A 13,021-nucleotide genomic window follows, 5' to 3' on the forward strand; every position below is an offset into this window, starting at 1 on the left:
GCCGAACCGCCGGCGCGGTCCCTACTCGACCTTCAGGCGCACCAGCTCGTGCACCGCCTCGGCGTCGCGTTCGAGCTGCGCCCGGTCCTCGTGGACCAGCCGCACCAGGCCCCACGCAGACCCCAGGTCCACCGTGACCGGCCAGTAGCCGCCCTCCTCGGCGATCAGCCGCACGCCGTCGTACGACTCCAGCCGGCTGACCTCCTCCAGCCCCTCGAACCCGCTCACCCGGCCGGCGCGGTCGTTGATCAGGCAGCACATGTTGTAGTGCCGGTGGAAGACGTGCGGCTCGGCGTTGTCGTACTCGCCCAGGAAGATCTGGATGTTGTCGCGGTACCAGCTGCGGCCGGTGCACTTCTCGGCCATCAGCGGGGTGCCCGCGCCCGGCAGCCGGTTGTTGATCTCCAGGGCGCGCGGCCCCCGCGAGGTGAGCTTGTACTCGGTGTCGTTGATCCCGTAACGCACGTCGACCGCCGTGTTGAGATCCTGGATGTACGGCAGCGCCTCCAGCACCCCGGGATCGTCCAGCGGCAGCGACCGGAAGTTCCGGTAGACGCTGGGGCGCCCTTCCCGCTGCAGCTTGTCGTACTTGGCGGCCGAGACCAGCAGGCCCCGCCCGCCGTTGTGCAGCAGGTTCATGAAGTACTCGTCGCCGTCCAGGTACTCCTCGGCCAGCACCGAGCCGAAGCGCCTGTCGTACAGGTCGGGCAGGCTCGTGATCGCCGCGAACGCCTTGGCGACCTCCCGCTCGTCGGTGCAGACGAAGACGTTCGACGCGCCGGTGGAGGCGTTCGGCTTGAGCACCACGGGATACCCCTGGCGCTCGGACCACTCCACCACGGACTCCACCCGGTCGGACTCGTGGAAGGCCGCGCACGGCAGCCCGTGCGCGTTCCAGCGCTCCTTCATCGCGCGCTTGTTCACCCGGGCCGCCAGGCTCTCGACCGGGTTGCCGATCAGGCCGAGCTCGCCGGCGAGCAGATCGGTGATGTCGAGCGCGACCTGGGTGCCGGGGATGACGGCGGCGACCTGGCGGGAGGCCAGCAACGCCACCGTCTCCCCGATCGAGCGGTGCTCGTGGATCTCGTCGTAGTCGTCGGGCTGGAAGGTCTGCACGACGTACGAGGCGGTGTACTCCTGGCTCAGCACGGCGATCACGGACAGGCCGAGGGCCTTGCCGGCCTCCCCGTACGACGCCCCGCTCGCCACCGGGTCGACGACCGCTATCGTCCGGCGGTGTCCCGTCATCCCATGACCTCCTTGTTGTGACACGAACGCTGGTGACAGGAGCCCGTCAGGACACGAACTCGAAGTAGCCGTTGGGGGAGTAGTCGTAGCCGGCCCGCTTGAACCGCTCCGCGGGCATCGGGAACCCGGCCTCCAGATACCGTTCGAGGAAGTAGGCGCCCTCGCGCGAGTCGATGCCGATGCTCTTGGCGAGCGTGTCGTCCTCGACGTCCTGGGCGCGGGCGTACTCCACGAGCGTGTTCTTCATGCCGCTGCCGTCCGGCATGCGGATCTTGGGGCGGTTCGTGATGTACGCCGGCAGCCGGTCCCTGAAGGCCTCGCGCAGCAGCCACTTGTCCACGCCGCCGCGCAGCTTCATCTCCATCGGCACGCTGTAGGCGAACTCCAGCAGGTGGCGGTCCATGAACGGCACCCGGGTCTCGACCGAGTTCATCATGCTCGACCGGTCGACCCGCTGCAGGTCCGTACGGTGCAGGTTCGCCACCCGGTAGCGCATCAGGTCCACCGGGTCGTGGTGGTGCCGGAACAGGTCGTACCCGGCCATGACCTCGTCGCTGCCCTCACCGCACAGGGCGAGCTTGAAGCCATGCCGCTTGGCCAGCTCGAAGGCGAAGTAGCCGACGCAGGTGTCCATGACGTCGATGGCCTCGAAGAACTCCGCGCCGTAGACGATGTCGGGGATGATGTCGACCAGCGCGTCCCGGTTGAGGTGCGCCACCACGTGCGGGATGTCGTGCTCCTGGCAGTAGCGCCGGGCGACCTCGATGTCGGCGGCCCCCTCGAACCCGATCGTCAGCGCCGTGACCGCCGGGTGGTGCAGGCGGGCGCTGGCCAGCACGGCCGCGCTGTCGATCCCGCCGCTGAAGGTGACCGCGACCGGCAGGTCGGTGTCGACCTGCCGCCTGACCGCGTCGTCGAACAGCTCCCGGTAGCGCGCCACCATGTCCCGCTCGGGCAGGTCGCACGGCGTGTCGTCGAGCTCGTGGTAGCGCGTGACCCCCCGCTCGGTGAGGTAGCTGCCCGGCGGCAGCGTCCGGATCTCCCCGGGCACCCCGAGCAGGCACTTCTGCTCGGAGGCGAACCGGTACACGCCGTCCGACACCACGTAGTAGAGCGGCTTCATGCCGACGTGGTCGCGGGCCGCCAGGAAGGTGCGCCGCTCGCTGTCGAAGACCACGAACGCGAACATGCCGTTGAACCTGCCGAGCATGTCCGGGCCCCACTCGGCGTAGGCCTGCGCGATCACCTCGGTGTCCGAGGTGGTCCTGAAGCGGTGCCCGAGCCGCTCCAGCTCGCGCCGCACGTCCTGGAAGCCGTACAGCTCGCCGTTGTAGGCGACCCAGATCCGGCCGTGCTGGTCGGACTGGGGCTGCTGGGCGTGCTCGCGGTCCACGATGGCCAGCCGGTTGGCGCCGAGGGCGGCGCCCACCTCCGAGCGCCGCTCGGCGAAGCACTCCGGGTCGCCGCGGTGCCAGATCTTCGCCAGCATCGCGATGAGCTCACGGTCGCGCGCCGCCAGCCGATGGGCGTCCTCGGCGACGACCCGGGGGTCGATGATCGCTGCGATTCCGCACAAGGTGATCTCCTCCTCCGTTACGCGTCGACCGTCGCGCCGAGGCGCTGCAGGTCATCGAAGAACCGGGGGTACGTCTGCGCCACGTACTGCGGGTCCTTGATCGTCAGCCCGGTACGGCTGCGCAGCGCGACCACGCTCATCGCCATGACCACGGCGTGGTCGTAGTGGCTGTCCACGGTGACGCCGCCGGGCACGCCGGCCGGCGAGCCGTGCACGATCAGCTCGTCCCGCTTCTCGTCGCAGGCGATGCCCGCGCGCTCCAGCTCCCGGCGGAAGTCGCTGATGCGGTCGCACTCCTTGTAGCGGATGTGCTCGATGTTGTAGAAGCGGCTCGTGCCGTCGGCGTGGGCGGCCAGCGCCGCCAGCGGCAGCACGGCGTCCGGCGCCAGCGAGCCGTCGAAGTCCAGCGGCCGCAGCTCGCCGCCGCCCTGCACGCGCAGCGTCGAGTCCTCCTCGGTGACGCTGACGCCGATGTCGCGCAGGTAGGCCAGCACCCCGTCGAGCTCCTCGAGCCGGTGGTGCCGCAGCTCCACCGTCGAGTCGACGCAGGCGGCCACGGCGAGCAGCGCCGCGGTGCTGGCCGGGTCGCTGCCGCAGACGTAGTGCGCCGGCTGGTAGGCGGTGGCGGCCGGCACCCGGTAGCTCATCATGTCCTCGCTCGCGGCGACCTCGACCCCGGCCGAGCCGAGCACCGTCAGCGTGGTCCGCACCATCGCCTTGGCCTTGAGCTCGTCCGGGACGCGCACCGACAGGGCGTCGTCGAGGAGCCCGCCGAGGAAGAGCAGGCCGCTGAGGAACTGGGAGCTGCGCCGGCCGGAGATCTCCACCTCGCCGCCGTGCGCGGCCGAGCCGTCGAGCGTGATCGGCAGGGTGCCCTCCTCGCCCGCCTCGACCACGACGCCGAGCGCCCGCAGCGCGTCGACCATCTCCTGGTTGGCCCGGCGGCCGAGGGAGTCGAGGTACGGCGTCATGAACGTGATGCCGCGGTTGCGCGCGGCGGCGCCCATGAGCAGGCGCAGCACGATGCCGGAGTTGCCGGGGGAGAGGGTCACGCCGTCGTGGAACCTGCCGGGGCCCTCCACCTGGAGGCGGCCGGGCTCGACGTGCGTCAGGCGCGCGCCGAGCTCCTGGCAGCACTCCATCATCGCCTTGACGTTGTTGCTGGAGGCGACGTTGTCGATGACGCTCGTGCCGGGGGCGAGGGACGCGGCGAGCACGGCCCTGGCCGAATAGCTCTTGGAGGCCGGCGGGACGACTTCGCCCTTGAGCACCTTGGCCGGGTGGACGTGAAGCTGCTTGTACTGGAGGAAATCCATGGTCCTTCTCAACTCGTCTTCGACGGATCCGTCGTGAGCCCGGCGGCCGGCGCCTGGGTGCGGCCGGCCGCCCGGGGTGATCTGGCGGTTCTGCTGGAGCTAGTTGGCGACCTGCACCCGCGTGTGGCCGGTGACGACGCGCACGCCCAGGCCCTCCATGACCTCCAGGTAGTCGGGGAAGCTCGCGTGCAGGTGCTGCACTCCCTCGATGGACGTCGGCCGCCGCGCGCCGAGCGCGGCGGTGGCCAGGCTCAGGAAGATGCGGTGGTCACCGTGGCTGTCGACGGTGACGCCGCCGGCCGGCGCCTGCCGCCCGGCGGTGGCGAACCCGTCCACCTCGCCGTCGGCGCCGTACGTGGGCTCGATCGCGCAGCCCATCCGGCGCAGCTCCCCGATCATCACCGAGATGCGCGGGCACTTGTGGTTGTTGACCTGAGCCGCGTTGCGCAGCGTCACCTTGGCCTCGACGAACGGCGCGATCGCCGCGAGGGTGGGGACGACGGTCGGGATGTTGCCGCCGTCGATCTCTATCGAGGCCGAGCCGGGCGAGGTGCGCCGCAGCCGCAGCTCGCCGCTCACCCTGTCGTGCTCGGCACGCACGCCCAGCGCCTCCAGCACCTCGAAGAACTCGGCCTCCGAGCTGAGCGAGGAGCGCTGGTAGCCGGCGACGGCGATCTCGCCGTGGTCGGCCGTGGCCACCGCGCCGGCCAGGTAGGACAGGGCGGTGAAGTCGGAGGCCACCCGGTGGATGCGCGACTGGTAGGCCGACGGGGTGATCGTGAACGACCGCCCGTCCTGCTCCACGACCGCGCCCTGCTCCCGCATCATCTGCAGGGTCAGGTCCACGTACCCCTGCCCGACCGGGTCGTCGGTGCAGTCCACCCGGATCGCGCGGCGGGCCAGCGGCGCGACCAGCAGCACCGCCGTCAGCACCTGCGAGCTGTGCCGCGTGTCGACGGTGGTCCGGCCGCCGAGCCGGCGGGTGCCGTGGATGCGCACGCGCAGCCGCCGGGAGTCGCTGACGTCCTCGAACCGGCCGCCGAGGTCGCCGATGAACCCCATGTGCTCGCGCACGGGGCGGGCGAACATCGAGGTGTCGCCCTCGATGACGGTCTCGTGGCTGGACAGGCAGGCCAGCGCGGCGAGCGTACGGAAGTTGAAGGCCGAGCCCGCCACGGGCACCGGCGCCCGGCCCGCCCGCAGCGACCGGCCGACCCCCGACACGATCAGCTTGCCCGCCTCGTCGTGCAGCACGTCGAGGCCGAACTGCCGGGCCGCCGTGAACAGCTTCTCCGCCTCCGAGCTCCAGGCCGGGTTCACGATGATGCTCGGCGCGTTGGTCAGCAGGCTGAGCAGAATGGCGCGCTGCATGTGCGGCTTCGAGTACGGCAGGCGCCCGGTCCCGCCGATGCCGCGTCGTGCCGGATGTATTTCCACCAGGCGCATCGTCGCGCTTCCCTCTTTTCCGGTCATCATGATTCCGCGGTGCCCGGTAGTATCGCGGTCGCGGTGATTTCGACGAGGAACTCCGGCTTCACCAGGGCGACGGCCACCGTGGTGTTCACCGGCGTGATGTGCCCGAAGTACTTCTGGAACGCCCGGGCATAATCGTCGAAATGGGCGAAGTCGGTGAGGTGCGTGGTGGTGCTCACGACGTCCTCGAGCTCCGCGCCGAGGCGGCGCAGCGAAGTCTGAATTTTCTCGATGATGAATTCCGTCTGGGCGAACGCGTCGTGGCCGACCGCGTTTCCCTCCCCGTCGGCGGCGACGGTTCCCGCGATGAACACCTGGTTTCCGATGCGGACGCCGCGGGAGTATCCCATCTGCGGTTCCCAGGGCGACGCGCTGAAGATGATCTTCTTCTCGGACTGCCGGTCCGCTGCTGCTGTTGCGGTGTTTTCCATGCTCAACCGTCTGACTTCCCTTGTGAGGTGGTGTTTTCGGGCATGCGTGGGCCCGAGATCGGATAATGCGCGGTGAAAACTGAGTAACGGCAGGCTCGCGCCGCCGCCGCGCAAAAGAGAAGTGCTTCCGGCGAAATGGGTTCCCTGCGTCATGGGAGCAATTCCGGAGCCCCCCGGCTCCACCCGTCGCCGTGTGGCGCGATCATGTAAAGGAAGATCGCTGGTATTTCCCCCGATGTGCCTCCAGTACCTTGCCGCCCGCTTTCCTTTGGCTACATAAGTACATGCGGAGACATGAGTCAAGGGTCACTCTTCCGGCTTTTGCCCGGCTCAACATCGACATCGGGGCGGAGTGGCGAGAAAGCGCATGTGGAAGGGTGGTCCGGCACCCGGTTTCGCCGGAGGAGAATGATTTCGGACGGTGACTTACCGGGAAAAGACTCGTCCGGACCGCCCGTGTCGGATCGGCAGTCAGGCCGGGAGACGGCGAGAATATTTCTTATAATCTTCCGCCGGCGGCCACCTCCGATCCTCCGGACGATCGGACACGTCACCGCGGCAGGGCCGCGCCGGTCCCCGCCGGGCGGGGTATGCCGGGAGTGACCCGCTCGGGACCAATGGCCGGACCTTCCGGGACTTCCTCCTCCTGTGCCGTGCGGGCCGCCGGGGCGAGGCTGGCGGCGAGAGCCGGCAGGCAGTGAGGAGACGTGAGATGGCCGATCGGATCGTGGTGGGCGTGGACGGGTCGGCGCCGGCGGCCGCGGCGGTGGAATGGGCGGCGGCCGACGCCCAGCGGCGCGGGCTGGACCTGCGGATCGTGCACGTGTGCGGGCACGAGACGGACGCCGGAGAGACGCTGGAGATCGCCGCCGACCGGGCGCTCGCGCTGACCCGCGACGTCGAGGTGACCACCGAGTCGCTGCCCGGGCACGCGGCCGACCGGCTCATCGGCGAGTCCGTGACGGCCGACAGCCTGGTGCTCGGCAGCCGCGGGCTCGGCGGGTTCACCCGGCTGCTGGTCGGCTCGGTGAGCGTCGCCGTGGCCGGGCACGCCGCCGGGCCGGTCGTCGTCGTCCGCGCCCCGCGCGTGGTCGAGCACGGCAGGGTCGTGGTCGGCTACGACGGCTCGGAGCACTCGCGCGCCGCCATGGAGTACGCCGTCCAGCAGGCGCGCGCCCGCCAGGCCCAGCTGCACGTGGTCACGTCCTGGCAGATGCCGCCGTTCTTCTCCTCGCACGCCGTCGCGTACACCGGCCTGATCGAGGAGGCGATGGAGGACGAGGTGCGCATGGCGCGCGAGCGCGTGACGCCCTGGCGGCTGGCCAACCCCGGCCTCGTCATCACCGACGAGCAGTCGCGCATCCACCCGATCTCCGCCCTCGTCGAGGCGGCCGAGTCGGCCGACCTGGTCGTGGTGGGCTCGCGCGGGCGGGGCGGCTTCGCCTCGGCGCTGCTCGGCTCGGTCAGCCACGGCGTGCTCCACCACGCGCCGTGCCCGGTCGCCGTGGTCCGGCCGCGCCCATGAGCCCCGTCGCGCTCGTGCTCTACGAGTCCCGGTACGGCAGCACGCGGCTGATCGCCGAAGCGGTGGCGGAGGGCCTGGCCACCCGGATGCCGGCCGAGGCGCGCGAGGCCGCCGCCACGCCCGCCCGCCTGGGGGAGGACGTCACGCTCCTGGTGGTGGGCGCGCCGACGCACGCCTCCCCGATGAGCCGGGCGCCCGTCCCGCGGGGCGGGGGCGTGCGGGAATGGGTGGCCGCGCTCGACCCGCCGCCGGCCACGCTCGGCTCGGCCGCCTTCGACACCCGCGTGGGCAGGCCCCGCCTGCCCGGCTCGGCCGCCCGCGCGCTGACCAGATCGCTGCGGCGGCTCGGCGTCAGGTCCGTCGTCCCGGCGCGGAGCTTCGCCGTCACCGCCGCCCAGGGCCCGCCGGCCGAGGGCGAGCTGGACCGTGCCACGCGATGGGGTGAGACCCTCGCCGCCCGGCACCTACCGGCGGAGCGGGACGCCGCGACCGCCTCCGTGCGCGGCTGAGCCTCCGCTACAGCAGCGTGGTCATCGCCGCGATCACGAAGATCAGCGCGATCGGCCCCAGCACCGCCGACGACACCACGATCGCCCGGTGGCCGGGCAGCAGCCGGGCCAGCGCGTGCGACGCCGCCTGCCGCACCGTCCCCGCGCCCGGCAGCACGAACAGCCCCAGCGTGAACACGGCCGCCGCCAGCGGCTCCACGTGGCTGGTGCTCAACCGGCCGGTCCAGTGCAGGAAGCTGGAGGCGGCGATGCCGAGCGCCAGCGACAGCACGACGTGGCCCACCGTCACGAGCACGACCCTGGACAGCGTCCGGCGGTGCTCGCCCAGGAAGTACGCCCCGGCCCGCAGCGCCACGGACAGCGCCGCCGCGGTCAGCCCGACGCCGACCGGCTTGAGCACGGTCAGCGCCATCAGCGTCACCAGGACGAGCACCCCGGAGAAGTCGCTGCCGGCCAGGAACCGCCGCAGGTCGAAGGGCTCCCGGGGCGGCGACGGGCGCTCGGGCTCCGGCCGCTCGGCATGCACCGTCGGCGCGGGCGCGGCCACGGGGCCGGCCGGCGCGTACCGGACCGGCGGGAGCAGGTCGGAGACCGTGTCCAAGGCCCGCGTACGGTCCGCCCGCCCCGGCTCGGCCCGCACGGGCTCGGCACGCCAGGGCTCCGGGCGCACGGGCACCCGGCTTACGGGCTCCGGGCTTGGAGGCACCGGGCGCACCGGCTCCGCGCGCCCGCCCGGGTCGAGCGCCCCGGCCATCCGCAGCAGCTCCCGCGCGCTGGGCCGCGCCGCCGGATCGACCTGGAGCGCCCGGCTCAGCCAGCCCCGCAGCCACGCCGGGGCCCGGTCGATCTGCGCCCGGCCTTCCAGCGTGTTGAAGCAGACCGCCTCGAACGTCCCCGTCCCGAACGGCGGCAGCCCCGTAGCGGCGAAGAACACCGTCGAGGCCAGCGCGTGCACGTCGGCCGCCGGCGTGATCACCGAGCCCCGGATGATCTCCGGAGCCAGGTAGCCGGGCGTGCCGACGAACATCCCGGACTGCGTCAGCCGGGCCGCGTTCACCAGGTGGGCGATGCCGAAGTCGATCACCAGCGGCTCGTCCCCGACCAGCATGACGTTGGACGGCTTGAGGTCGCGGTGGATGACGCCGGCCTCGTGGATGTCCACCAGCGCCTGGCACAGCTTCCTGGCCAGCGCGACGACCTCACCGGCCCCCAGCGGGCCCCGGTCCAGGATCGTCGCCTCCAGCGTGCGCCCCGGGGCGAACCGCGTCACCACGTACGGGGTGCCGCCCGTCAGCTCCGCGTCGAGCGTCTCGGCCACGTACCGGCTGCGCACCCGCCGCATGGTCTCCACCTCGCGGACCAGCCGGTCGCGCGCCTTCAGGTCGGCCGCCACGTGCGGGTGCAACACCTTGATCGCGACTTGCCGGCCCGCGCCGTCGAGTCCGAGATGGACGACTCCCATGCCGCCCTCGCCGATCTTCTCGATCAGCCGGTACGGGCCCAGATGCTCCTGCGTCCGCGTGCTCATTCCCGACGTCTTCCTCCTTGCTCCGGCAGCGCCCCCGCCTTGGACATTAAGCGACGACCGGCGCCGGCGCGGCGTCTAGGCGACGTCGGGCCGGGTCATCAGCGGTGATCGCACGTGCACCTCAAGGCTAGGGCCGGTCAGGGGGACGATGTTCCACGCCGCCACCGCCGTCCGCGCGACGGCGTCCACCACCAGCCTGACCCGGTGCGGCGTGGTGATGACATAGACGTCGGCGACGAACGTGTCGCCCTGCCAGGCGGCGGACGCCACGACGGGACGGCCGAGCGGCGCGCTCTCCCGCCACCCGCCGTGCCCGGCCTCGACGACGAGGGAAGCCCCGAGCCGCAGGAGCCACCCGCCGTCCACCGGCTCCGCCGCCACCGTGCTCCCCTCGGGCAGCGGCGACCCCTCGGCGGAGGCGTCGAGCCGCGCCTCGACCGGACGCCCCGGCTCGGCGGTCCCCGGCACCGGCGCGAACGACAGCCCCCGCAGCCGCGCGGCCAGCTCCTCGTCGTCCCCGGCGCTGTCGGCGCGGTCCAGGCCGGGCAGCAGGCACTCCCAGATCGCGTCGAGCACGCCCTGCTCCTGGTGGTGGGCGCCGGTCAGGACGACCACCAGATCGTGCGACGGGGCGACCACGAACTGCTGCCCGAAGGAGCCGACGCCGTGGAAGCCGTGCGGCGACGTCCAGAACTGGTAGCCGTAACCGTCCAGGAAGTCGGCGTCCCCCGGCATGTCCTCGGGCGGCAGCGGGTCGGCGTGCCGCCTGGTGGCCAGCTCGATCCAGGCGGCGGGGACGAGCCGCCGGTCCCCGCGGACGCCGCCGCGCAGCAGCAGCTCGGCGAAGGCGGCGACGGCCTCGGTGGTCAGGTGCAGGCCGTGGAAGCCGAACGCGGCGCCGCTCGCCACCCGGTCCCACTCGGCGTGATCGACGCCCATCGGCTCGAACAGGCGCTCGTCGAGCAGCTCCGGCAGGCCGAGTCCGGTGACCCGCTCGACCATCCGGGCCAGCACGTACGTGGTCGCGTTGTCGTAGGTGTGCCGGGTCCCCTCGGGGTCGGTGAACGGGATGCGCAGGAAGCCCTTCACCAGGTCACCCGGTTCGAGCCGCCAGGCCTCGCCGAGGCTGTCCGTGCGGTATCCGGCCGTCATGGACAGCAGGTGGTGGACGGTGAGGCGGCGTGCCTGTGCCGAGACGCCCGCCGGGACGTGGTCGGGCAGCACGTCCACCACCCGATCGTCGAGCGAGAGCAGCCCGTCGGCGATCGCGAGCCCCACGGCGACCGAGGTGAACGACTTGGTCACCGAGTACAGGAGGTGCGGGCGCCCGGCCGAGTAGGGCGCCCACCAGCCTTCGGCGACGACGTGACCGTGGCGGACGACCATGATCGAGTGGCACTCGACGGACCGCTCCTCGAGCCGGTCCAGCAGCGCGGCGACGGCGCGCGACGACACCCCCGAGGCGGCCGGCGTCGAGCGCGGCAGCAGTGCGCGGTGAGAAGGCATCCCGGCACCGTAACAAAGCCGCCGAAACCGCCCCACCGATTTAAGGGCGGGCCCGCACTCGGGCGCGACGTACGCGCCGGGGCCGCGCCCGCCCGGCGTGCCTGCGCCTGGCCCGTAGCATGGGGGCGTGCGGACGTTCATGCACGGGCCGGCGGCGTGGGGGGTCGAGAGCCCGCGGCGGCCCAGCCGGGTGGCCGGCGTCACCATGGCCGGGTTCCGCGTCCGTGACCTGGACACGCTCCGGATGGTGCCGCACCCGGCCGTGACGGTGGTCCTGAACTTCGGCGACGGCTCGCCCGTCCTCGACGGCGCCCCCGGGCACGGGCGCGGCGGCAGCATCGTCGCCGGGCCCGGCCTCGGTGCCGCGGGCGCGGTCCGGGTGCGCGGGGAGAACGTCGCGTGCGTCCAGGTGCGCCTGTCCCCGGTGGTCGCGGGCGCGGTCCTGGGTGTCTCCCCGGCCGAGCTCGACGGCGCCGTCGTGCCGCTGGACGACCTGTGGGGCGCGGAGGCGTCACGCATCCGCGAGCGGCTGGGCGAGGCCGCCTCGTGGCAGGAACGCTTCGCGCTGACGGACGAGCTGCTCGCCCGCCGCGACGGCGCCGGGCCGCCCGTGGACCCGGAGGTCGCCTGGGCCTGGCACCGGATCGCCGCCGGCCGCGGCCGGGCCCGGGTCGACGGGCTCGCGGCCGAGGTCGGGTGGAGCCGCAAACGGCTCTGGTCCCGGTTCCGGTCGCAGCTCGGGCTGCCGCCCAAGCAGGCGGCGAAGCTGGTCCGCTTCGACCACGCCGCCCACCGCCTGGTCGCGGGGGAGAGCCCGGCCCAGGTCGCGGCCGACGCCGGCTACGTCGACCAGTCCCACCTGCACCGCGACGTCCTCGCCTACACCGGGGCCACCCCCGCGACCGTGGCCGGCGAGGCGTTCCTGGCCGTGGACGACCTCGCCTGGCCCGGCCACGCGGCGCCCCGGCCGCCCGCGCTCACCCGGGCGGCACGACGAGGCCCGCCGGGTCGAGCGGGGCCTTGAGCCACTTCCGCTCGTGCGCCAGGTCCGCCAGCCGCCGCAGCTCCTCCAGGTCCGGCGTGGCGGGATAGACGCCCTGCCTGATCCGCAGGGCGGCCGGCTCGGTGATGCGGATGTAGTGCGGCAGGATCGCCGCGACCTGCCCGGGGTCCTCCGCGAGCAGGCGGTGCGCCCGGGCGAGCGCGCGCCGGAACGCGGCCAGCGTGGCCGGGTTGCGCCGCACCCAGTCGTCGCCGGCCATCCACCCGGCCACGTGCAGCCCCGCGAACGCGCCGGTCATCGGGTCCGCCAGCACCCGCGTACGCCGCTGCGCGACCCCCTGGGAGACGAACGGCTCCACCAGCAGAGCCGCCGCGAACCGGCCCTTCTCCAGCCCGCCGATCAGCTCGGGCAGCGGGGTCTCCACCAGGACGACGTCGCTCCGCCTCAGCCCGGCGCGCTCCAGCGTGGCCTCCAGCGCCAGCTCCTCGACGCTCCTCAGCCCGGCGACGCCGATCCTCCTGCCCTTGAGCCCGGCCACGGACCTGATGCGGGACCCGGCACCGACCACGAGCGCGGTGGTCCCCGGCCGCGCCTGGTGGAGGCTGCCGACGATCTTCAGGGGGTGGCCGTTCTCGGCCGCCATCAGCGTCGCGAGATAGTCGGTCTGCGCGAGGTCCAGATCGCCGGCGCTCACCCGGGGCAGACCCGCGGCGGCGGCGGGGATCACGTGCGGCTCCACCGTCAGCCCCTCCTGCCGGAAGAACCCCTTGGCGTTCGCCACGTACAGCGGCGCCGCCGCCGCGCTCGCCACCACCCCGACCCGGAGCGTGCTCCGCTCGGGCGGGGGCGCCGGCGCGGCGGGCTCCTGCCGCGCGCCGGGCAGCGCGCGGACGCCGACGGTCGCGG

At 72.9% G+C, this 13,021-nt stretch carries 11 protein-coding genes; 3 read left to right on the forward strand and 8 right to left on the reverse strand.

Annotated elements, in window-relative coordinates:
- Nucleotides 1-21 precede the first annotated feature (21 nt).
- The 5 genes from KME80_RS34810 to KME80_RS34830 all read right to left on the reverse strand — a co-directional run bounded on the left by KME80_RS34810 (nt 22) and on the right by KME80_RS34830 (nt 6,197).
- A complete protein-coding gene (locus KME80_RS34810) occupies nt 22-1,248 on the reverse strand; it encodes an ATP-grasp domain-containing protein (protein ID WP_219511028.1) in 1,227 nt (408 codons plus the stop codon).
- 46 nt (nt 1,249-1,294) lie between these two features.
- Nucleotides 1,295-2,824, reverse strand: coding sequence for an asparagine synthase (glutamine-hydrolyzing) (gene asnB, locus KME80_RS34815; protein ID WP_219511031.1), 1,530 nt, complete (start codon nt 2,822-2,824; stop codon nt 1,295-1,297).
- Between the two features lie 17 nt (nt 2,825-2,841).
- Complete coding sequence (gene aroA, locus KME80_RS34820; RefSeq protein ID WP_219511033.1) at nt 2,842-4,140, reverse strand: 3-phosphoshikimate 1-carboxyvinyltransferase; 1,299 nt, start codon at nt 4,138-4,140, stop codon at nt 2,842-2,844.
- 99 nt (nt 4,141-4,239) lie between these two features.
- Nucleotides 4,240-5,616, reverse strand: coding sequence for a 3-phosphoshikimate 1-carboxyvinyltransferase (locus tag KME80_RS34825; RefSeq protein WP_308126047.1), 1,377 nt, complete (start codon nt 5,614-5,616; stop codon nt 4,240-4,242).
- Nucleotides 5,613-6,197, reverse strand: a complete 585-nt coding sequence (locus KME80_RS34830; protein WP_219511037.1) for a RidA family protein — start codon at nt 6,195-6,197, stop codon at nt 5,613-5,615. Before KME80_RS34830 ends, KME80_RS34825 begins: the two co-directional genes overlap by 4 nt.
- Before the next feature lie 559 nt (nt 6,198-6,756).
- On the opposite strand from KME80_RS34830, the gene KME80_RS34835 reads away from it, so the two are divergent.
- Nucleotides 6,757-7,569: a universal stress protein gene (locus KME80_RS34835; RefSeq protein WP_219511039.1), complete on the forward strand. Its 813-nt coding sequence runs from the start codon at nt 6,757-6,759 to the stop codon at nt 7,567-7,569.
- Entirely contained in the window at nt 7,566-8,078 is a 513-nt protein-coding gene (locus tag KME80_RS34840) for a flavodoxin family protein (RefSeq protein ID WP_219511041.1), read from the forward strand. The genes KME80_RS34835 and KME80_RS34840 overlap by 4 nt, the downstream gene beginning before the upstream one ends.
- A 7-nt stretch (nt 8,079-8,085) precedes the next feature.
- Here the strand turns inward: KME80_RS34840 and KME80_RS34845 are convergent, their stop codons facing one another.
- On the reverse strand, nt 8,086-9,606 hold the full coding sequence (locus KME80_RS34845; RefSeq protein ID WP_219511043.1) for a serine/threonine-protein kinase: 1,521 nt from the start codon (nt 9,604-9,606) through the stop codon (nt 8,086-8,088).
- A 75-nt stretch (nt 9,607-9,681) separates the two neighbouring features.
- A complete protein-coding gene (locus KME80_RS34850) occupies nt 9,682-11,112 on the reverse strand; it encodes a serine hydrolase domain-containing protein (RefSeq protein WP_219511045.1) in 1,431 nt (476 codons plus the stop codon).
- Between the two features lie 127 nt (nt 11,113-11,239).
- On the opposite strand from KME80_RS34850, the gene KME80_RS34855 reads away from it, so the two are divergent.
- Nucleotides 11,240-12,136, forward strand: coding sequence for an AraC family transcriptional regulator (locus tag KME80_RS34855; RefSeq protein ID WP_308126048.1), 897 nt, complete (start codon nt 11,240-11,242; stop codon nt 12,134-12,136).
- On the opposite strand, the gene KME80_RS34860 is transcribed toward KME80_RS34855, so the two are convergent.
- On the reverse strand, nt 12,090-13,021 hold a 932-nt coding region (locus KME80_RS34860), incomplete at its 5' end, for an ABC transporter substrate-binding protein (protein ID WP_219511047.1). The two genes, KME80_RS34855 and KME80_RS34860, sit on opposite strands and share 47 nt — an antisense overlap.

The sequence above is a fragment of the Nonomuraea ceibae genome (genome assembly GCF_019396325.1).
In the GTDB taxonomy this organism is placed as follows: Bacteria; Actinomycetota; Actinomycetes; order Streptosporangiales; family Streptosporangiaceae; genus Nonomuraea; species Nonomuraea ceibae.